We start from the raw sequence: 21,972 nt of genomic DNA, 5'->3' as shown, positions 1-21,972 counted from the left end.
CATTAGTTGATTATTCGGTGTTTTGCCAAAATCTAAAAACCGATCGCTCATTACCGCTTTTTCTGTTTCGCCTTTGTTGCCGTACCGCTCTTTCTTTTTCCTTTTTCTAGTATTGGCGCAACATACTTTAACCACAATTGAGTATGAGGTCTGCCAGCCTGATTCCACTCCTTAACAATCTGCTCGGATTCCCCGGCTTTTTCTAAATACTCCAAACCATTTGGCAGACCAAGAACAGAAGCTTTTGCCAGATAATATTTACGCTGTTGAGTAGAATCGCACCGTTCCCAACATTGCGCGGCACGTTCATAGTTCTTGGCGCGGTAGAAACAAGTTCCCGCACGGTAGAGCATCCCATTCCAGCCTTCTCCTAAAGCTTCGAGAACCTCTCCAAATCGCTGCCACTCATTCGGGTGGAGGTTTGTCCCGGCAATTAAAGTCCCAATTCCCGTCGCATATTCCTCCAAGGCTAGTTTCCACTGTCGGCTGTTGCGGTGAATATCCAACTGGTTGCTTTTGATGCAGTATTGGAGGAAGTGAGTGAACTCCTTTAAAGAAGGTTGGCTCAATTTTTTGTCCATAAATTGGGCAATTTGCCGCTCTGATTCCCGACCTGGCGGAGCCTTGTCAAACTGCTTCAACAATGCTGACCAACACATCCCCTGCCAAAAACAATCCCAAGCGTCTTCTGTTTTGCCAAGCATAAGAAAACGTTGACCAGCTTCGCTAAATTTCTGCTCAAATTTGAGTGCCCAAGCTTCACAAATTTCTGCTTTTTTAGCGTAGGCGCGATCGCTGTAACACTGTCTGGCACGTCTCATGAAATCTGGATCTTCCGAGTTCATTCCCCGACTCTCGAACTCCTGCGCGATCGAGTGCCAGTCATCTTCTTGCAGATCCCGTGCGCTTTCAGGTTTTCCCAAACGGATGGGTTGAACGTTTTCTCGCCAAGCAGGATTTTGTGAATGCTGTAAAAGCACTTCTAAATAAGTTTCTGTGACCCCCCAAAGCCGCTGGTCTCCGATTTGAGAATCAACAACAAATAGACGTTCTTTGGCTCTGGAAGCAGCTACGTAGAGTTTATTAAAGAAAAATTCAAATTCGTATAAACGATCCGCTAAAAGGTCTTTTGAGTCTTCCCGTCGATTGGCTAGATTCCAGACAGCTTTGTTACATTCTTCGCCAAATTTGTAGAGAACGACTCGTTTAAATTCCAATCCTTTAACTGCACTAGCACTCAATACATTTTTGAGCGGTTCTGACTCTGGAATTTCTACCAAAATTTGAGAAAGAACCGCATCGTTTTGAGCATAAGTAAGCTCTCCCCCTTCTTCACAAGGCACAATAATAATCGTGTCTCTCAGGTAGTGTTTGAGTTGCTCAATTTGAATATTCCGACCAATAATAAATTTTTGCGGAGTGGGAAAGTGACCTTGTTTCCAGGCAGTTTGCGGCTGAAGTGCCGGAATTTTGAACAGAACCTGACGACACAATTGGATCAGGTTAATCACTTGCACCACCGCAGTACAAGAGCGATAGTTAGACTTCAGCTCCGGGAAATTCATCCGCAGATTTAATCGCTGTGTGGGATCGAGTGCTGCGATCGCTTCATTGTAAAATGCTGCCTGTACGCTCTCCCAACGAAATCCCGTCGGGTTCAAGGTTTGGAAAGGATCTCCAGCAAAAGCAAAAGGCAAATTACGCATAGGCTGGTATCCCAGATCGCACTGAGAGAATGCAGACAGCCGCATAATTAACTGAAGCTCCAGCCGGGTGAAATCTTGCGCCTCGTCGCAGAAAATAGCGGTGTACTCAGCACGGTAACACTTGAGTTCCAGCACCAATCTAATCAAGTCTTGATCGTCCCAGTACCCTAGCTCGGTTGTTAGCCGCTTATACCAACGTCCCCAGATGGTTTTATAAATTTCTTGGAACTGAGCGGCTGGAACAGTGCGTTCCTGAGTCGGCACTTCATCCTGGTAGTCTTCTGGAGTCATGTACCGGAGACTGTACCCCTTGATGAAAGTTCTAATAACGTGCCAGGAAAGTTCTGGGGAATAGACCTGTGCTTGTGGCAGCTTTGAGTCTCGGTAAAGCTGTCGAAAGCGATGGAAAGAAATGTATTTCTGAGAATCGAAACGTTCCTGGAGTGTATGCCGGTAGCCGGTAGGGTTTCCCGCAGAGTAAGGTTGCTGGCTCATCCGGTTAGCCAGTGACGCATCGTCTGCTTCTAAAGGGAGTAAGTTTAAGAGAAATGTCCCAAACGGCTGAAAGAAGGCACTGACATCGGGGATTTCCGAACCTTCTGTTCGATCTGCTACAAAGCGGTGATGGAATGTATGCAGACAGCGCACAAACTCTTTAGCTACCTCTAATAGCCGCTTATTATAAGTAAGAAAAAGCGGCTTTCCTGGAAGTTCTTTTCCCGGTTCGTAGTAATATTTTCGATAGCAATAATCTGCAAACAAATACAGCAGCATGGTGGATTTACCGCTACCCGCCCTTCCATTTAAGAAAAGCGGCAGACAATTATTTCCCCGTGCTGATGTTGTTGACACCGAGTTAAGAATTGCCTCTTCTTCTGCCGAAAGAGCTAGATTTACTTCTGCGCCTCTTTGAATTGCCAGCCAACTTTGTTTATCTGTTACTAAGTAACTCGGATAAGACCGTCGCGCAAAGGGAGTGAGTTCATCCAGCGTTAAAGGCTTAGATAAAACATTTTTAGAACCATTAAATAAATTAGTTGCATCCCCTATTTGGGCTATTTCTTCTGTAGAAGGTCGATGAGCAAAAGATGCTAGGAGAAATAATACTTTTCGAGGCGGTTTATCGGCGGTCTCAAGTTGGCTAAATAGCACATAGCAATTATTTTCACCGCACAAATACACACCAGGCCATGCAGCAATTTTCTCAGCGTTCCTCGATTTTTCTTCTATTCCAGAGATAATTTGATAGTAAATTTCCCAGTCTTCTCCGATTTCTGGACTCTTGAACTTGGCAATCCACTCATCACTTTCGTAGAGGATTGCCCAAGAGTCTTTATCCTTTTCTATCTCCCAGCCTGGAGGCTCTAGCCAGGGAAGCAAATCGTCTGGAAGCGGTTCGCGTCTTGAAGACACGTTGCTGGCTGACGGTTGCTGTTGTTGAAGCCAACCAGTTAGCGCTTCCTCATCTAATTGGCAGTCGAGATTCTTTTTGCCGTACTCTTCTGGGGTTCGCAGGAACTTTTTGTATTCTTTAGAGCCACGGAGAAAAATGTCTAGTAGACATAGCACCAGGTCGTCCTGTACGGGTCGAATTCTGGCAATGAGGCGTAAATTGTTTTCCCCTCTCCGCTTTAAGTAGGGATAAACCCTCTCAAAACGTGCCTGTGACTCATCAATACTCAAAGGCTCAAGTTCGTTGCATAATTTATCTACTTGAGCCTGAACACCATAGCACAGAGTCTTTCGGTTAAATTGGGAGGTGCGATAGACGTACATAAACTTGTCTGTAGCTGTTTCTGAAAAAAACAGGCTGAAGCCACTATTACTTATTGTTATGCAGTAGAGAAATTGCTGTGTAGAATTTTTGTTACATCTTACACAGAATCGCAGTTTTTGCCTCAAATAGTTCTAATTTGCCTATCCTTCCAGGTCGTGTCATTATCCACTTGTGTTGAAACTTGAGCTTTGTTTCAATCCCGCCAGAGAATAAAATTTCCCTTCTAATTGCTCAAAGAATGGTTTAAAAAACTGAATTTTTATAAAATTAGTCTGTTTCAACTTACATTTTGTACTACTCGCATTACCTGTCTCTAGTTTCAACCCCTTGCTAACAGAAGCAAGTTTTCTCTTAGAAGACTAAGTAGAAATTTAAGCCCATTTCAATGAACTTAAGCTATGAGCTTTGGACTGAATTTCAAAGCAGACTCTCAGCTTCCTGCGAATGGTGCAATATGTCCTTATGCTTAAGGTAATGACAAACCTTCCAGGGTGAGCCAGGAAAGGAGAAATCACCGATATCCTAGTACCTATGTCAATTGGTATTTAATTACATTTTTCTACTTAAGCACTTGTCTGAATGGGTAGTTGCACAGTAAATGTAGTCCATCCTTGTGTGCTTTGAGCCTGAATGGTTCCTCCTATTTTTTCGACCAAATTTTGCACTAAATATAGCCCTAATCCACTTCCTCCCTCTTTCCAGATATCACCATTAGGAATGCGGTAAAATTTTTCAAAAATTCGAGGTAATTCTGTATTTAAAATTTCTGCTTGATTGGTAATTTTAAAGTTTACTCTTGAATTTGAGTTTGAATTAATATTTATTGAATGATCCACATAGACACTAATGGATATTTCACCAAAAGAGGGGGTATATTTACAAGCATTTCCAATCAACTCTATTAATATTTGCTCCAAACAAACTCGGTCTGAAATCAGTGGAGGAAGAGCGGGAGAACAATCAATATTAAAAATTTGCTGGCGCTGAGCTATTCCTGGTTTAAATGGCTCAATCAAAGTCGGAAGCCAGTATTTTAGAATTAAAGTTTCTGGAGAAATTAATTTTTTTTCCGCTCCTAAACGATGCAAATCTAAGATATTGTTAACTAGTTCTATTTCCCGAATACATTCAGCTTCTAATAGCGCTCTATAGTGTTGCTGTTGTTCTTCATTAGAAATGATTTCCAACATTTGGATAATCAGCTTCATGTTGGCTAGAGGGGTTCGCAAATCGTGAGAAGCTCTAGCAAGCAAATCATCTTTTTGAATATTGAGCTGCTGGAGTTCTTGGATTTTCCCTTGCAGGAGTGTCACAGCTTCTTGTTTTTTTAGCCGAGTAGCGATCGCGCCTAGCAATTCTGCTCTGGTAAACGGCTTCGTCAGATAATCATCGGCTCCCAGTTGCATCCCTTGGCGCAAGTCTTCTCTCTCCGTTTTAGCGGTGAGAAAAATGAACGGAATCATTGCCGTTATCTGGTCTTGGCGCAATTGAGTTAGCACGCTGTAACCATCAAAATTGGGCATCATGATATCACAAATAATTAAATCGGGTTCGTGTTCCCTCGCTAACTGCACTCCCACCAAACCGTTTTCCGCACCAATGGCATCAAACTCCTCAGCCTTGAGGAGTTTGAGAAGGTTGCTTCTAACTGCTGGCTCATCTTCAATCACCAGAATCTTTTTCACAGGTCTGACTCGTCAATCTGTTATTTAAAGGAAGAACGACTTTAAATGTCGTGCCAATCCCAATTTTACTAGCTACTATTATCCTACCCTGATGTAAGTCTACACACCTTTTAACAATTGCCAGTCCTAATCCCGTACCATTGATGTTACTAACATTTGTGCCCCGGTGAAACGGTTCAAACAATCGGGATCGATCTGCTAGAGGAATCCCGATTCCTTCATCTTGTATTTCCAAAATAGCCTCTCCGTCTTGGGAAGTAACTTCAAAATAAATATTGCTGTTATTTGGTGAATAATTAATAGCGTTCGAGAGCAAATTATTTAAAATTTGTCGCAGCAACATTCTATCCATACCAACACTCAGAAATTGGTATCGACTGGTAAAGATAATCTTATGCCCACGGCTCGCGGTAAGTTGTATTTCGGCAATAATTGTCCGACAAAATTCAATTAGGTCAAGGGATACCGGATTAAAGTTTAATCTTGCTGCGTCGGCTCTCCCTAATGTCAGCACATCATTTAACAAATGGGTCATGTGGTTAACAGAGGATTGAATGAGATGAAGTTGTTCTAATCTTTCTTCTTGAGTCCAGCGATCGCCATAATATTCTAGTAATTCGGAAGAAGACAGAATAATGCTTAAAGGCGTGCGGAACTCGTGAGAAGTCATAGAGACAAAGCGAGATTTCAGTTCGCTCAGTTCTTTCTCTTTTGCCAAAGCATTCAAAATCTCTTCTTCTGCCTGTTTGCGCTCCGTAATATCTATGCACGAGCCGATGTAACCCGCAAAGCTGTCATCAGGTGTGAAGCGCGGAATCCCCGTATCTAAAACCCAGCGATAATTCCCATCAGCACGCTTGAGGCGGTATTCCACTCGCACTGGTTGGCGAGTATTGAAGGCTGATTTATAGGTGTCCAAGCAACATCGTAAATCATCAGGATGGACACTTTCTAACCAACCGTTGCCCAGTTCTTGTTCAAGGCTGCGTCCTGTAAAATCTAACCAAGCTTTGTTGAAAAATGTTCCCTTGTAATTAAGGTCTGACATCCAAATCAAGGCAGGCACGTTGTCAGCCATAATCCGGAAGCGGGTTTCGCTTTCCCGCAACGCTTCCTCCATCTGTTTGCGCTTAGTTACATCCAGAGTTAGAGATAGCACTGATACTAAATTTCCCGATTTATCTAATAATGCCGAGTTGTACCATTCGCAATAAACAACCGAACCATTCTTAGTGTAATTGCGGTTGCGGGAAACATTACGCTGTTCGCTGCTATCGATTAGCCGCTGAATAACGCTATCGACAGTTGGCACGTCTTCAGAAAAGACAAACTGCCACTCAGCGGGATGTTTGCCAATGACTTCCTCCGCTTTCCACCCGAAGATTTTTTCTGCTTCCGACGACCAACGCGACACCCGAAAATTACAATCCCACTCTATGACCGCTAGGGGTGAGTTTTCAAAATGAAAGTTTAGTCTCTGAAGTGCATCCCGGAGCGCTTCCTCTGTCTGCTTTTGCTCAGTAATGTCACGAGCGACACTTAACACAGACTCCACTGACCCATCTAAAGCAAATTCCGGGACGATACGAGCTTGATAGCATTTTCCGCTGACTGAGGACTTGCTTTCAAAAACGTGTGGCTGACCTGTTGTAAACACATCTTGAAGAATTTGTTGAAAAGGAATATAAATTTCTGGTTGGATTCCTAACTCTGGATGAGTTTTGCCGATAAAGATTTGTGGGGATATTCCGATTGCTCGTTCTACAGCGGAATTGACATATAAATGTTGCAATTGTTTGCCAAATCGGGAAATGATATCAGGGGAATTGTCAGCCAGTGCTTTAAACTCTTGTTCGCGGCGGTGGAGTGCTTCCTCTGACTGCTTGCGCTCGGTGATATCGACTGCAATCCCGGTTGTTCCGATTACCTCCCCGGTGTTATTAAAAATTGGGGTTTTAATTGTTTCTGTCCATAGCATCTTTCCTTCTTGGTAGACTGCGGGTTCTTCGACACGCTTGCGCTTGCCGATTTTCATCACCTCTCGATCGTCCTCTCGATATCTTTCGGCTAAATCTGGATGCCAAATATCTAAATCTGTCTTCCCAATTAAGTCTTCTGGTTCGAGTCCGCAGGCTTTGCCAAATGCTTCGTTGACGGCAATGAATCTGCTTTCTTTGTCTTTTAACCAAGCTAAATGGGGAATATTATCGAGGATGGCTTTCTGCTGGCTGCGTTGCTGTGTTAGCTGTTCCTCTGCTTGCTGGCGTAGCGTAGCGTGCCGCAAGCTTTCACTAATGTCTTCTAAAATTCCAACATGACCGATAAACTCTCCTCGATCGGAGAACATCGGTGAAGACTGAACGCGAACCCAACGCACAATTCCTTCCTTAGTTTGAAAGCGAAACTCGTCAGAGTATTCTCTCCGTTCACGAGTATGTGTTAACCAATCTGCAAAGACGCGATCGCGATCGCTTGGGTGAACCACCTGCAACCACCCTTCTTGCAAACTCTCCTCCAAGGTAAAGCCACAGATGGCTTGACAGCGGAGATTTGTGTAGATGCAGCACCCCTCTATATTTGCCAAAAAAATCCCCACTGGCGAGTAGCTACTCAAACAACGGAACCATTCTTCACTTTCTCGCAACGCATCCAGAGCTTTTTTGCCTTCGATAATTTCTTGCCGCAATTGATGGTTGGTTTCTGTTAATGCAGTAGTACCCTCAACTCGAATTTCTAAGGCTTCGTTCGCCTGATTCAGTACAGCTTCAGCAGCTTTGCGTTTGGTAATATCGCGGGAATTAACAACAATGTCTGCGATCAATGGGTTAGCCAGCCAATTATGATATTGGCGCAGTAGTTTAGCTTTTTCTGCTTTGAGTTTTCGGATTAATTGTGGTTTTAGCACAGCCTGCACAGAGCGCACTTGCCTTCCCAATCTACGCATATTCTTTTGACCTTCGGAGTAAGTTTAATCGTTTGCAATAGTGATTTCTTGCCTTACCTCAACCGCCTCAATAGCGAGCATTACCTAATTATTCTAAAGTTACACTGCTATCTAATTCGCGTGAATTAATTGCTAACAGCTCCTCTTTGTACCCATCGAATTTACAAATCTAATTTATAAACAACTACTGAAATTAAGACGGGACAAGCGATCAGTGTAGGTTAGTAGTCTAAGTTGGCTACAGTTGTACGATCGACTACATTCGCCTTTAACATAAACCCTTTCTCTGGGTAGATTCAAGACCTCTTCCTTAGGAAAGGCGAATGAGCTGATAATCCTGCTTAGATTAAATACAAATTTGTACGGGAAGTTAATGATGAAAGGCATGAACCCAGCGCAAAAATTTGCGTTAATTATCGGCATTTTCTTTTTCCTTTGTGGTGTAATGGGATTTATTCCCGCCTTTGTGAAAGCGCCTACGGTTACGCCTGATATGGCGGGTCTTGGATACACAAGTGGATACGGTTACTTACTAGGGTTATTCCCCATCAATGTCTTACATAATGTTGTTCACCTTGTCGTAGGACTTCTGGGAATTTTTGCATCCATCGCCTTAGACAGTTCTCGTCTCTATAGTGGAGTTTTGGGAATTTTCTATGGGGTGCTAACGCTAATGGGGCTTTTTCCGGCTACCCAGTCAACCTTGGGCTTGATCCCAATCTTTGGCAACGATGTCTGGCTTCATGCAGTCACCGCCGCGATCGCAGTGTACTTTGGCTTTTTTGCTACACCGGATTTGTTGGAACTAAGCACGCCACAACAGGGCGGTACTCGTAACGAGGGCTAAAAAAGGGTAGCGTTTAATAGCGGGTCGATTGTCGAATCCGATTGAGTTTTACGTCGCTGATTGCCTTACAGAAAATCAGTATGCCTTTACCTTAGCCGAGGTATTCTGGTTTTCTGTAAGCTTTAAACGGAATTACCGCGCATATTAATAACACTTAGATCCAGTCCTAAATGATTCGTAAACGCGAGATCCCCGACTTCGAGAAAGAAGTCGGGGATCTGAAAGGCTGGCTCACAACTCAAATAGGATTGCTATATTTGTAACACTTGCATCTGAATCAATTCTTGGTATTTTCGATTTGGCGCACCACGGTGAGAGCGGAGTAGCTGACGCCTGCGGTTCCTTCGCCGGGATGGGTGGAATCTCCTACTAGCCACAAATGATTAACAGGTGTGCGATTGGCAAAGCCAAAGGGGCCAAAGGTAGAAACTCGCTGACCAATTCCGCCAACAATACCGCGATCGCGTGCTGTGAAGCGGGCAAAGGTGCGGGGTGTAGCGGCTTCTTGATGGACGATGGTTTCTGGTGTCAAGTGAAAAAATTGGCTCAGACGAGCGATCGCTTCCTCGGTATATTGTTGCTTTCGCTGTTCATAATCTTCCGATTGCCACCAATTCCGAGTGTCAACGAAGGAAGACGCAATGATAGTTGCTTTACCTTCTGGGGCGCGACCATCTTTAGGGTGGCTCACTGAGACAAATAGGGAGTTATTTTCTCCAATCGGGCCGTCATAATCGTAGAGAAACTGCAAATGAGGCGGACATCCTGAGGGAATCGCGCTTCGATCGACACCGAGATACACTACAAATGCTCCCGACGATGGGGGAAGTTTATCGACTCGACGACGATAGCGATTTTGGGTTTTGGGTTCCGAACTAGGAATTCCTGCTGGTATCTCGGCTTCCAAAAGTTGCACCAAATTTTGCGCGGTGACATTGGCAACAACGTGGTCGGCGGGTTCCGTCCAGACAACGCCGGTTTTTTGATTGCGAATGACGACACCAGTGGCTTTGCCATTTGTGGTGTGGATACGTTCAACGGTGTGGCGCATCAACAGCTTGCCACCATCTCTCTCTAAAGAGGAGACTAGGCGATCGCTCAACACCTGCATACTACCTTGGAGATGAAATAGTCCCTGTGGCTCTTGGGACACACTCAAAGCAGTCGCTGCATAAAGCAGAGCCGTTTCTTCAGCATCTACCTGAGAATAAAGCTTGAGCTGCAAATCCAGAAACGTTCTCAGACGCTGATTATCGCCCAATCCATACCCCCGCAAAGCGTCCCCGACTGTCAAAAAAGTGTAGGGCAAAGTAATCAACGTATCGGGACGAACCGCCGACACCAGTTGCCATAAGTCCCACAAATTTCGTGGCGGTAGCACCGGATCGCGCGATTGAAATGCAAAGCTGGCTCGGAATAAAGTCGCCAACAACTCCCAAAATGGTTCGCTTCCGGGAAACTGCCGAATTCGCTCCGCTTTCCACTTTTGGGGATCGCGCCAGACGTTAATCGGTTCGGTTTCTCCCGGTAGATACACGGCACAAGCTGGATCGCAAGGCGTCGCTGCTGGGATTTCAATTTCTAGTTCCTGAAAAATCCGGTGATGAATCCCCCCCGGTTCCAGTCCAGCCACCTGAGTCGCTCCCACATCAAAGGTAAATCCTTTGCGTTTGAACGTGGAAGCACATCCCCCAGGCACCAGAGCTTGATCCAAAACTAAGACTGAGTAGCCTCGACGAGCGAGTAATGCCCCAGCCGTGAGACCACCAATTCCAGCACCGATAACGACAACATGACAGCTTGGCATGAATTGAGAACGAGGATTCCCTCTTCCGAGACTTAATATTACGTTACATTAAGTTTCGGCTTCCTGACAGGTTCGCGCTCGACGATGAACAATCGGGATTTCAATGTAAAACTCTGTTCCTTTTCCGGGTTCTGAGGAACACGTTAGAACCCCGCCGTGCTTCTCGACCACAATTTGATGGCTAATGGATAAACCCAAGCCTGTCCCCTTGCCAACAGGTTTCGTGGTGAAGAAAGGGTCAAATAGTCGTGTTATCGCCTCTGGGGGGATGCCAGAGCCATTATCTCGAATCCGAATCACCACCTGAGGACAGTCATCAATTTCGACAACCTCAGTGCGAATTCTAATCGAAGCAACTGGCACTTGAGTATTGGAAATGGGGGGAGTTTGACCTAACTGAAGAGAGTGCGTATGCAAATTCTCGATGGTTGCGATCGCTAAGTGCTGATAGCTGTACGCCTCTAAAACATCAATCGCATTGTTGAGGATATTCATAAACACCTGGTTCATCTGTCCAGCATGACACTCCACAAGCGGAAGATCGCCGTACTCTTTGAGCAGCTCAATTCCCTGATTTCCCCCTTTGGCTTTCATTCGATGCTGTAAAATCAGCAGCGTACTATCTAACCCTTCATGAATATCGACCGCCTTCATTTCTGCTTGATCGAGCCGAGAAAAATTCCGCAAACTCAGAACAATCTGGCGAATGCGGTCTGCTCCTAGCTTCATGGAAGAGAGTATCTTCGATAGGTCTTCTATGACAAAAGTCAGATCGATATTTTCCTTATACGCTTCGATTTCTGGGACTGGATCGGGATAATAACGCTGGTAGAGTTGTAGCAGGTGCAGCAAATTTTGGGTGTACTGATCTGCGTAAGCGAGATTGCCGTAAATAAAGCTGACTGGATTATTGATTTCGTGAGCAACACCCGCAACTAACTGCCCCAGACTGGACATTTTTTCGCTCTGAACCAGTTGGGATTGGCTGCTTTGCAGCGTCTGCATCGCTTTTTTCATCTGGATTACTTGTTGTTGCAGAACTGCGATCGCGCTACTTTGTGCAGTTTCCGATTCTCCTAAAGCCTCCAGCGCTTGCTTGCGCTCGGTGATATCTTCAGAAATCCCCAACAAATATTGGGGAATTCCCGATTCGTCGAAAATCGGGATTTTTTTAGTGTGCAGAATTCTCAAACCTTGATGCTTGGTCTGGATTGGCTCTTCCAGAATGTCCAGAAGCTTTCCAGATGCCAACACTTCGCGATCGCGACTTGTGAAGAAATCAGCTTGCTCTGGCGGGAAAATGCCATAGTCGTTCTTGCCTAACGCTTCTTCCTGAGAATAACCAGTGAGTTCCTCGTTGGCTTTGTTCCAGAATACAAATCGCAATTCATTCACTTCTTTAATAAAAATTCCAACTGGCAGATTTTCTACGATGGAATTCAATAAATTATGAGTATTTGCCGTTGCTTTTTGTGCCTGTTTGCGTTCAATTATTTCCCTTTCTAATTGTTGATTTGTCTGCAATAAGTTTTTAGCACGAGCTGCCAAAACTTCCAAATTGGCGTTCGCTCTTTCCAACTCAGCCTTAGCCTGAGCTAGTTGATTTTTAGTGTTATTTTGGATTCGGAAATTTTCAACTAGGAGCGAGAAATAACGCCTTAGCGCAATGAAAGCTCCCGCGACTAAAGCCATGAGTGGAACCATACCTCCCTGAATTGTCAGTATCATTGGGGAGCCGTTTTGCCCACCAAAGACTAATGTTAAAAGCTGCACTGAATGTTCTATAGCACAGCTCAAGAAGATTGCTACAGTTACGAGTACTAATGGATTGCTGAGTAGATGCTGCCCTCGAAGAAAACCGCGATAAATCAAAAACGCAGTTGTATAATAACCAGCTGCAATGATGGTGTTTGTACTTCCTGAAAATCCACTCAGCATGAGTACAACTGACTCCAGTTAAATGAAGCTTTAGTCTGGTCTATCAGACTAAGCCATAGTATCTGTCTCTAGACTGATAAAGCCTCTAAAATTCTTAAATTTATCTAAAAATACAGAGTTTCTTTCGAGCTTTTAAAAATTTAAAATAAATCTTTCATAATCAAGGTATTTCCCAATACATAAATAAACAAATTTTAATCAATAAGGCAAATTTTAAAGAATGATTGACTTTCTTAATTAACTTGAAAAAATGGCACGGAAAGGAAATATGTGTTAAAGGCGAAAGGAGCGGGCAACTTTTTAAAAACATCTAGAGAGCGATCGCGCAATGCTGGGGAGCTGGCTGAGGAGACAGGTGCAGACTGAGTAAGATAAAAGGAGAAATAGTCCAGCGCCGAAGAACACATGACCTCAACTCTGCTCAAATCTACGCCACTCAACGCCCCTACTCTCCACCGCCTGCCTAACGGTTTAACGATTGTGGCGGAGCAGATGCCCGTCGAAGCCGTTAACCTAAACGTGTGGATAAATGTCGGCTCATCCGATGAGCCAGACCCCATCAACGGCATGGCTCACTTTCTAGAACACATGGTGTTTAAGGGGACGCCAAGGCTCAACAGTGGAGAATTCGAGCGACTGATTGAAGAGCGGGGTGCCGTAACAAACGCAGCCACCAGTCAGGACTATACCCACTACTACATCACAACAGCTCCCAAAGATTTTGCCCATTTGGCACCATTGCAACTAGATGTAGTCCTAAATCCCAGCATTCCAGAGGATGCCTTTCAAAGAGAGCGATTGGTCGTTTTAGAAGAAATTCGCCGCTCGGAAGATAATCCCCGCCGCCGGACTTATCAGCGGGCGATGGAGGTGGCATTTGACACCCTGCCTTACCGGCGTCAGGTACTTGGGCCAGCAGCGGTAATTGAGCATCTGACGGCGCAACAGATGCGCGATTTCCACGCCAGTCAGTATCAACCCAAATCGATAACAGCGGCAGTTGTGGGCAATTTGCCGGTTGAGGAATTAATTGAAATTGTGGCAGCGGGATTGACGGAGATAGGCGTCAGCACTCAAGAGCCAGAAGTCAAAACTCAAGAAGCGATCGCTTCAACCCTCACTCCCGAACCTGCTTTTAGGGAAATTGTCCGCCGCGAGTATGTTGATGAAAGCTTGCAGCAAGCGCGGTTAGTGATGATGTGGCGAGTGCCTGGAATGACGCACTTATCCGATACTTACGCGCTGGATGTGTTGAGCGTGATTCTGGGACAAGGTCGGATGTCGCGGCTGTTCCGAGATTTGCGGGAAGACAGGCACCTGGTGACGAATATTGGGGTGAGCAATATGAGCCATCGGCATCAAGGTGTCTTCTATATTGGCGCGCAGTTGCCGGTAGAGAATTTGGCAGAGGTAGAAGCGGCGATTCTTGCTCATCTTCGCACCCTCCAGACAGAACCCGCGAGTGAGGCAGAGATTTCTCGTTTCCGGACGCAAGTAGCGAATCGGTTTGTCTTTGGGAATGAAACGCCGAGCGATCGCGCCAACTTATACGGCTACTATCAAACCATGATGGGTGATTTGGCTCCAGCCTTGAATTATCCGGCTCGGATTCAAGCGTTGGAAGCGGCGGATCTCCAATCAGCGGCTCAACAGTATCTCTCTTGTGATGCTTATGGTGTGGTTGCGATCAAGCCAGCTAGCTAGTTTTTTTTAACGCAAAGGTACGCAAAGGTTAACGCAAAGGTACGCAAAGAAGTCAATCTTGTTTCGCGTACCTTCGCATGACTCTGGGTTAAAATTTCTCCCATGTGGACTGAAATAGACGCTCAAATTACTCGCCTAACGGGTGAAAAGTTTCAAAGTCAGCAGCGGCAGTCGCTGAGTGGTGGTTGCATCAATCAAGGCTATGCTGTCAGCGATGGGCAACGCACCTACTTCATCAAAATCAACCAAGCGTCTTTGGTTGATATGTTTGAGGCGGAGGCGCTGGGACTCCAGCAAATGCAGGAAACTCACACGATTCGGGTTCCAAAACCGATTGGCTGGGGCACCAGCGGGAATTCTGCCTATATCGTACTGGAGTGGCTGGAAATGGGGCGCGGCGACACCCATTCTTGGGAAGAAATGGGACGGAAGTTAGCGGCGATGCACAAATGCGCTGGAAAAGACGCCTTCGGCTGGGACAGAAATAACACGATTGGTTCCACGCCACAAATCAACACTTGGACAGCAGATTGGGCGGAATTCTATGCCAAGCATCGTCTCGGCTATCAGTTTCAGCTAGCAAAGCGTCGCGGCGGTCATTTTCCCCAACAGGAGCAATTGCTGGCAGCAATTCCCAAACTGCTAGCGGATTATCATCCTCAACCATCTCTAGTTCACGGCGATTTGTGGGGGGGAAATGCAGGCTTTACGGCATCGGGAGAACCCCTCATTTTCGATCCGGCGGCGTATTATGGCGATCGCGAGGTTGATATCGCCATGACAGAACTTTTCGGTGGCTTCCCCGCAGCCTTTTATCGCGGCTATAACGAAGTATTTCCTCTAGATCCAGGCTACGAGCGTCGGAAAACCCTCTACAATCTCTATCACATCCTCAACCACTTTAATTTGTTTGGCGGCGGCTATAGTTCGCAAGCCAATGGGATGATTGAGCGTATTTTGAGATAGTAAAGACACGATTAATTGCGTCTCTACAAGAAGTTAACAATGCAATTATGCCCCTCGATTCTGATTCTTAACAGATTCAGCCAGAACCTCTACAGCTTTCGCTTTTTGAGGGTCTTTTCCTTGAGCATATTCTAACTGAAACGGCACTTCAATATCGGGTTTCACTCCCTTACCTTCTAAGCGTTCTCCATTCACGTAGATATCAACAACCGCAAGATAAAGAAGGTTTCCATCTTTGAGCAAGAAAGGACGAGCCGCAACAACTGCGCCTGCTGTTTGACTCCCAACGACTTTTCCAATTCCATACTGCTCAAAACCATAAGCTAAAATTTCTTTCCCGCTTCTGGTTCCCTTATTCACCAGCATCACAACGGGTTTTCTCCATTGATAATCTAAGGTGGTTTTTATCCCATCTCTGGGAATTTGGGTTAATACTGGAACTTTTTTGGAAAAAATACTTAGATAATTCGGAGTAGCTCCACCCCAGCCATCTCTTAAGTCTAAAACTAACCCATCCGCATCTTTAAGGCGTCCATAAGCAATTTCTTCTTCCAGTAATTCCTGATATTGATCGCCAGCATACGACCAGATATGGACATAACCTAGTTTTCTCCCATTGCTTTCGATTATTTCGATACTCGACCGCATTGCATCCAAGAAAACTGTAGTAGGTTTTATTATTTTTGGAACTACAGTTACATTCTTATTGCTGTTTGCATCGGGAGTTCGTTGAATCGATATACTGACTTGTTTCCCTGCCTTATTAACAAAAGATTCGATTGGCTGATACGGATTGCCATCAACTGCTAATATTTGGTCGCCTACTTTGAGTCCCGCTTGAGCAGCAGAACTGTTATCAAGAATAGCAGTGATAAAGGTCTTCCCATCGATCTCTTTAGTGAAAGCTCCAATTCCGGTGTACTCTAAGCCTTTGGGAAATAACTTTTGTATTTTTTCTAAGAAATGACCTTGATTAAATATACCCAAAAGTTGGTAGTAAGCGGGTTGTGACTTCGGATAAAAGCCTATATGAGAAGTACGCAACTCAGCTAGCATTTGATTGATGACAACGGATGCTTCATCAATAGATTTTGCCTGTTTGACTGAAGGTTTATACTTCTCTCGCATGGCTTTCCAGTCAACCCCATTAAACTTTGGGTCAAAAAAGTTGTCATTGACTGTTTGCCAAACTTCTTCAAATACAGCTAATATCGGTGACTCTTGAAGTTTTGAACTAACGGGTATGAGGAAAAAAGATAAGGTAAGAATAACTAAAACGCTAATGCTTAAATTAGCCAAAAAGCGGTTAAGTTTTTTAATTTTTATCATTGTTTTAATATTTAAAGTTAACTTCAGCCAGTATAGCTTATCAGCCACTTAAAGCAGGGTGGAAACCATCCCATTTTTACAAATATATGCTGGCGGTTAGAAACCGCGCCTACACAGACAAAACCCGCGTAGGCGGGTTTCAAATTTATTACTAGATGTTGTAGGATAGGTGCTAATCAATACTTTTACAGATAAATTTATTTAGGTACAGTTACCTGAATTACGGGATGCAAAGGAAGCGATCGCGTATCCGAGATCCCCATACCAAACTCTATTATAATTGCGTGATACTAATGTGCTGAGGCTGAGCTTTAACTCGTTCTATCCAATCTTGGATTGCTGGAAATCTTGTTAAATCAAATCCCCCTTCATCCGCCACATGAGTGTAAGCAAACAACCCAATATCAGCAATCGAATAGCGTTCTCCCACAAAAAAATTACAATTTGTTAAATGTTTTTCCATAACCGTTAGCGCTGCATAACCGGGTTCGCGCTTTTGATTAAGTGCCTCCTTATATTCTTCCGGCTTGCCAAGGATAGAAATCCAAAATCGGGAAGTAGCAATATAAGGCTCATGGCTATACTGCTCAAAGAATAACCATTGCAATACTTTTGCGCGTTCAAAACGGTCGTTTGGCAAAAAATCAGTTCCTTCGCTCAGATAAAAAAGAATTGCGTTAGATTCCGCCAGAAATTGACCGGATTCGGTTTCCAATACTGGAATTCGCCCATTGGGATTTTTACTTAAAAATTCTGGAGTCCGAGTTTCGCCTTTGAGAATATTCAGTTCTATACTCTCAAAGGGGATTTCCAGTTGAGTCAATAAAAGACGAATTTTATAGCAATTTCCAGAACAGAAAAATTGATACAATTTGAGCATATTTATACCTAAACTACTTCAATAGTAGATTTCGGGACGCGATCGCTTGCGGGTTATTTCCAGAGACGAGGCGCGATCGCAGCTAGCAGCAACAAAAATATAATTTCCAGTAGATAACTGATAAAAACGCTGCGATTGAGCAAACCATCCCACAGATAACCTTGACGTTTTGGGGCGGGTGTACGCTTAAAGGCACGCGCCCAGCCGCCAAAAATCGCAGGGCTACGGAGATGATAATCGTTGCTTAGGATAGTTTCAATCTCCGTGACGCGAGGATAAAAGCCGCGTTGAAAGTGTTTCCACTGACTTTCGAGAATCCAGAAAAATAGGGGAATGGCACAACCAATTAAAGGAACTACGCTTGATTTGTGCTGTAGCATCAAACCTAAAACAGCCCCAGTGCCACCGATACCAAGGGCTTTGATCGTCCAGATTTGCTTGTTGTAGTCTTCAATCGTGTTTTGTAGAAAAAAGTATTCCTGTTTGAGTAGTTCTAATTCTGATGTATTCGGTGGCTGGGGTTGAGAGTCGGCGGGTGGTGGGTTAGACATTGGGCAGGTCAGAGGATACTGAGATTAAGATAAATCAAGACATGACGCCACGGGTGGCTGACACTAGGACTTTTTGATTGTGCCTTATCCTTGCCAAGAGTTTAAACCTGGGAATTGATTAAAGGCGAATCGGGGCGATCGCTACCTCCTCAACCTGGCTATATTTCACACAGCATGATCGACTGGAAGCCATACCTAGAAGCCCTCTGCAATCAATACGCCCGATGGAGGAAAGTCTACACGCTGACCGATGTAGTCGGACGCCAGCGAGTTGAGGAGAAATCAGCGCCACTGTTTGATTTTATGGTGGAGACGGTGCAACCTGCCAAGGAACAACCGGGCGAAACAAAGCAGAAAACTGAGCGTTTGGGGGTGCTGGAAGGGTTGCGGAAATATGCCGCAGATCATGTGTTGTTGGTGGGGCGTCCCGGTTCCGGGAAATCAACGGCACTGGCGCGGTTGTTGCTGGAAGAAGCCCAAGCCAGCCGGGAAATTAATTCCCTGGCGGATTCGCGCATCCCTGTGTTGGTAGAATTGCGCTACTACCAAACCTCCGTCCTAGACTTGATTCGGGACTTCTTGAAACAGCATGGATTGTTTCTCAACACTTCCGAGATTGAAAGGCTGCTGTTCGAGAAGCGATTTTTGCTGCTGGTGGATGGCATTAATGAATTGCCCTCGGAAGCTGCTAGGCGGGATTTGAAGGCTTTTCGCCAGACGAATGCTGCCACGCCGATGATTTTCACCACGCGGGATTTAGGGGTGGGGGGCGACTTGGACATTGCCAAGAAGCTGGATATGCAACCCCTAAGTGAAACGCAAATGCAGCAGTTTGTCCGCGCCTATCTGCCACAGCAGGGGGAGCAAATGTTGAGGCAGTTGGGGAGTCGCTTGCGGGAGTTTGGGCAAACGCCACTGCTGTTGTGGATGCTGTGTTCCTTGTTTCGGGCGATGGGGAAGGTGCCGCCGAATCTGGGTTTGGTGTTTCGCCAGTTCGCATTAAGCTATGACCGCAAACTCAAACAGGATATCCCAATTTCTGAGGAGTCTCGCCGTTGGTGGCATCGGCTGTTGGAACAGTTAGCCTGGGTGATGACTTCTGGGGAAGAGAAGACTGAGTTGCAAGTTGCCATTCCCAGGCAGAAAGCAGAAGCGGTGCTGACGGAATTTTTAGCAGGTAGGGTGGCTCATCCAGAGGATTGCGCCCTCTGTTGGCTCAAAGATTTACTCAACCATCACTTGATTCAACTAGGGGCAGGCGACCAAATTGAATTTCGGCACCAACTGATTCAGGAATATTACACAGCAGAAAGTCTGCTGAAGCTGTTACCGAGTCTGGGCGATGACGAATTAAAACGAGAGTATCTGAATTATCTGAATTGGACAGAACCCCTAGCACTGATGCTGGAATTGGTGGAGGATGAGGCGCAGGCGGTGCGAGTGGTCAAGTTAGCCTTAGAGGTGGATTTGAGGCTGGGAGCAAGGTTGGCGGGGTCGGTAAAACCACAATGGCAGGAGCAAACGGTTGCATTAGTATCTGGGCTAGAAATTCCTGAAGAACTTAGAGTTAAGCTTTTGGGTATAACACGTTCTGATAATGCGATTTCGCCACTGCGGAAAGCTTTGAAAAAGGATTTTAATCTTCGTTGGCAGGCGATTGAAAAATTAAGAAAAATTAACAATACAGAAGCGGTTTCCGCACTGCTGCAAATTTTGAAAAATGAAGAACTTTTGGTTAGATTTACAGCGGCTGAAGTCTTAGAGAATATCAGCGATGAAGGGGCTATTGTGCTACTGGTTAAAGCTTTAAAAACTGAGAAAAATTATATTCGGTCTGTAGCAACTAAGGTGCTAGGAAGTATCGATAATGAAGCGGTTATTCCTGCATTGCTTGAAGCTTTGACAGATAAAGATGTTAATATTCGTATAATTGCGACTGAGGCATTAGGAAATACACCCAATAAAGTCGCTATCGCGGCGCTGTCTGAAGCTTTAAAAGATGAAGATAATGCTGTTCGTAAAGCGGCGGCTAAGGCATTAGGAAGCATCGGCAATGAAGTCGCTGTCGCGCCGCTGCTTAAAGATTTAAAAGATGAAGATGTTAATGTTTGTAGAATAAAGCCTAATGCATTAGAAAATACACCCAATAAAGTCGCTATTGTGCCATTGGTTGAAAATTTAAAAAATGAAGATAATGCTGTTCGTAAGTCTGCGGCTAAGGCGTTAGGAAATATCGACAATGAAGCAGTTGTCGTGCCGCTTCTTGAAGCTTTAAAAGATGAAGACTATGCTGTATGTTGGGCGGCGGAGGAGGCGTTAGGAAACATCCGTAATGAAGCATCTGTCCCACTGCTGCTTGAAGCTTTAAAAGATGAAGACTATGCTGTTCGCAAGGCAGCGGCTAAGACATTAGGGAACATTGGCAATGAAGCGGCTGTCCCGCCACTGCTTGAAGCTTTAAAAGATGAAGATAATGCTGTTCGCAAGGCGGCGGCTAAGGCGTTAGGGAACATCGGCAATGAAGCGGTTGTCCCTCCACTGCTTGAAGCTTTAACAGATAAAGATTATGCTGTTCGTATAGTAGCGGCTGAAACGTTAGGAAATATTGGCAATGAATTAGCTGTAGGACCACTGCTCAAAGCTGTAAAAGATGAAGATGATTATGTTAGTAGGACGGCAGCTGAGGCATTAGGAAAAATCTCTAACTCTAATTTGCTGCCTTCTCTATCTGGGCTTCTTCAACAACCTAAAGCGGGCTATTTGCTTGATACAATTTCTGCAATTCAAGAGCGTTCTGGATACTACAACTACATCCTCACCGAACCAAATATCCCACCAGCACAACCTATTTATATCTCCGTAATGTACATTCTCCATCTCTCCGATTTGCACTTTGGCACAACTGAGAACGCTAATAATTGGTACAGCACACTAGCTGCGGATCTGAAATTAGAATTGAATTGCGATCGCCTTGATGCTCTTATCCTCTCCGGTGACATTGCACACTTTTCCACAGAAGCAGAATACAATGCTGCTGAAAAGTTCGTAAGCCGACTTTCGGGAGAGTTCCAGCTCAGACCATCACAAATTATTATCGTTCCCGGCAACCATGACCTCAACTGGGAACTCGGAGACCAAGCTTACTCTTACGAAAACGACATACCAAAAAGGAATCAGGCGGTACACCAACGGCGATTTGACAACTTCAGAAACTTCTATCAAGCTATCAAAGGCCAATCTTATCCCTTAGAATATGAACATCAAGGGATTTTGTACCACTTGCCACAGCAAAAACTGTTATTTTTGGGACTAAATTCTGCTTGGAAACTGGATCGCTTCCAAAAAATCGATGCCAACATTAATCCCAATGCTATTACTAACGCTCTTAACGAGATTCGGGATAAGGAAGAATTCTACAAAGACTGCCTGAAGATAGCAGTTTGGCATCATCCCCTAAACAGTTCTGGTGAAGATCGGATCAAAGATTCTGGTTTTATGGAGCGGTTAGCACAAGCAGGCTTCCGCTTTGCCCTTCATGGACATATCCACACAGCCAAAAATGATTTATACCGCTACGATCATGCTTCCAATTCTACTGGGCGTAAACTTGATATTGTTTCTGCTGGCACCTTTGGCGCACGACCTCAAGAGCTAGTTACTGCCTATCCTTGGCAATACAATTTATTGCAGCTAGAAGGTAACAAACTAAAAGTTAATACCCGTCGTCGCGAAGAACCTAACGGAACCTGGAAACCTGACGCTCGTTGGCTCCAAGATGTCGGACAAAACCCCTTGCCTTACTACGAAATTGAGCTAACCGCAAACCCTTAGAGAGCCT

The 21,972-nt window shown here is 44.9% G+C and carries 12 protein-coding genes; 4 read left to right on the top strand and 8 right to left on the bottom strand.

Annotation, left to right across the window (positions count from 1 at the left end):
- Positions 1 to 50: 50 nt before the first annotated feature.
- The 3 genes from NC994_RS13725 to NC994_RS13715 all read right to left on the bottom strand — a co-directional run bounded on the left by NC994_RS13725 (position 51) and on the right by NC994_RS13715 (position 8,112).
- The gene (locus NC994_RS13725; protein ID WP_190434189.1) at positions 51 to 3,482 is read right to left on the bottom strand and encodes a hypothetical protein; all 3,432 of its coding nucleotides are present in this window, start codon (positions 3,480 to 3,482) and stop codon (positions 51 to 53) included.
- A gap of 564 nt (positions 3,483 to 4,046) precedes the next feature.
- On the bottom strand, positions 4,047 to 5,168 hold the full coding sequence (locus NC994_RS13720) for a response regulator (RefSeq protein ID WP_190434188.1): 1,122 nt from the start codon (positions 5,166 to 5,168) through the stop codon (positions 4,047 to 4,049).
- The gene (locus NC994_RS13715) at positions 5,146 to 8,112 is read right to left on the bottom strand and encodes a PAS domain S-box protein (protein ID WP_190434187.1); all 2,967 of its coding nucleotides are present in this window, start codon (positions 8,110 to 8,112) and stop codon (positions 5,146 to 5,148) included. The genes NC994_RS13720 and NC994_RS13715 overlap by 23 nt, the downstream gene beginning before the upstream one ends.
- A 373-nt stretch (positions 8,113 to 8,485) precedes the next feature.
- Between NC994_RS13715 and NC994_RS13710 the strand changes: the two genes are divergently transcribed.
- Positions 8,486 to 8,959: a DUF4383 domain-containing protein gene (locus NC994_RS13710; protein ID WP_190414619.1), complete on the top strand. Its 474-nt coding sequence runs from the start codon at positions 8,486 to 8,488 to the stop codon at positions 8,957 to 8,959.
- A 277-nt stretch (positions 8,960 to 9,236) separates the two neighbouring features.
- Here NC994_RS13710 and crtD read toward each other — a convergent pair whose 3' ends face one another.
- Both crtD and NC994_RS13700 read right to left on the bottom strand, forming a co-directional pair.
- On the bottom strand, positions 9,237 to 10,766 hold the full coding sequence (gene crtD / locus NC994_RS13705; protein WP_190434186.1) for a C-3',4' desaturase CrtD: 1,530 nt from the start codon (positions 10,764 to 10,766) through the stop codon (positions 9,237 to 9,239).
- A 48-nt stretch (positions 10,767 to 10,814) separates the two neighbouring features.
- Positions 10,815 to 12,494 (bottom strand): ATP-binding protein, encoded by a 1,680-nt coding sequence (locus tag NC994_RS13700; protein WP_190667383.1) that lies wholly within the window; start codon positions 12,492 to 12,494, stop codon positions 10,815 to 10,817.
- A 615-nt stretch (positions 12,495 to 13,109) separates the two neighbouring features.
- On the opposite strand from NC994_RS13700, the gene NC994_RS13695 reads away from it, so the two are divergent.
- The gene (locus NC994_RS13695; RefSeq protein WP_190434184.1) at positions 13,110 to 14,408 is read left to right on the top strand and encodes a pitrilysin family protein; all 1,299 of its coding nucleotides are present in this window, start codon (positions 13,110 to 13,112) and stop codon (positions 14,406 to 14,408) included.
- A 102-nt stretch (positions 14,409 to 14,510) separates the two neighbouring features.
- Entirely contained in the window at positions 14,511 to 15,374 is an 864-nt protein-coding gene (locus tag NC994_RS13690) for a fructosamine kinase family protein (protein ID WP_190434183.1), read from the top strand.
- Between the two features lie 45 nt (positions 15,375 to 15,419).
- Here NC994_RS13690 and NC994_RS13685 read toward each other — a convergent pair whose 3' ends face one another.
- The 3 genes from NC994_RS13685 to NC994_RS13675 form a co-directional block, all read right to left on the bottom strand.
- A complete protein-coding gene (locus tag NC994_RS13685; protein ID WP_190434181.1) occupies positions 15,420 to 16,703 on the bottom strand; it encodes a S41 family peptidase in 1,284 nt (427 codons plus the stop codon).
- A 274-nt stretch (positions 16,704 to 16,977) separates the two neighbouring features.
- Positions 16,978 to 17,583 (bottom strand): glutathione S-transferase family protein, encoded by a 606-nt coding sequence (locus NC994_RS13680; RefSeq protein ID WP_190434172.1) that lies wholly within the window; start codon positions 17,581 to 17,583, stop codon positions 16,978 to 16,980.
- Between the two features lie 53 nt (positions 17,584 to 17,636).
- Positions 17,637 to 18,134: a hypothetical protein gene (locus NC994_RS13675; RefSeq protein ID WP_190434170.1), complete on the bottom strand. Its 498-nt coding sequence runs from the start codon at positions 18,132 to 18,134 to the stop codon at positions 17,637 to 17,639.
- 114 nt (positions 18,135 to 18,248) lie between these two features.
- Here NC994_RS13675 and NC994_RS13670 point away from each other — a divergent pair, with 114 nt between their 5' ends.
- Positions 18,249 to 21,965, top strand: a complete 3,717-nt coding sequence (locus NC994_RS13670) for a HEAT repeat domain-containing protein (RefSeq protein WP_242030450.1) — start codon at positions 18,249 to 18,251, stop codon at positions 21,963 to 21,965.
- The last annotated feature ends 7 nt before the right edge of the window (positions 21,966 to 21,972 follow it).

The organism is Trichocoleus sp. AS-A1 (assembly GCF_039962015.1).
Taxonomy (GTDB): Bacteria; Cyanobacteriota; Cyanobacteriia; order Cyanobacteriales; family FACHB-T130; genus FACHB-T130.
Note: the sequence above shows the minus strand (reverse complement) of the source record. Positions and strands in the feature narration are given on the sequence as shown.

What these genes read in the sequence shown, in the direction of transcription:
- NC994_RS13725 (WP_190434189.1), bottom strand. Translation starts at nt 3,482, where the DNA reads ATGTACGTCTATCGCACCTCCCAATTTAACCGAAAGACTCTGTGCTAT.
- NC994_RS13715 (WP_190434187.1), bottom strand. Translation starts at nt 8,112, where the DNA reads ATGCGTAGATTGGGAAGGCAAGTGCGCTCTGTGCAGGCTGTGCTAAAA.
- NC994_RS13710 (WP_190414619.1), top strand. Translation starts at nt 8,486, where the DNA reads ATGATGAAAGGCATGAACCCAGCGCAAAAATTTGCGTTAATTATCGGC.
- crtD (WP_190434186.1), bottom strand. Translation starts at nt 10,766, where the DNA reads ATGCCAAGCTGTCATGTTGTCGTTATCGGTGCTGGAATTGGTGGTCTC.
- NC994_RS13700 (WP_190667383.1), bottom strand. Translation starts at nt 12,494, where the DNA reads ATGATACTGACAATTCAGGGAGGTATGGTTCCACTCATGGCTTTAGTC.
- NC994_RS13695 (WP_190434184.1), top strand. Translation starts at nt 13,110, where the DNA reads ATGACCTCAACTCTGCTCAAATCTACGCCACTCAACGCCCCTACTCTC.
- NC994_RS13690 (WP_190434183.1), top strand. Translation starts at nt 14,511, where the DNA reads ATGTGGACTGAAATAGACGCTCAAATTACTCGCCTAACGGGTGAAAAG.
- NC994_RS13685 (WP_190434181.1), bottom strand. Translation starts at nt 16,703, where the DNA reads ATGATAAAAATTAAAAAACTTAACCGCTTTTTGGCTAATTTAAGCATT.
- NC994_RS13680 (WP_190434172.1), bottom strand. Translation starts at nt 17,583, where the DNA reads ATGCTCAAATTGTATCAATTTTTCTGTTCTGGAAATTGCTATAAAATT.
- NC994_RS13675 (WP_190434170.1), bottom strand. Translation starts at nt 18,134, where the DNA reads ATGTCTAACCCACCACCCGCCGACTCTCAACCCCAGCCACCGAATACA.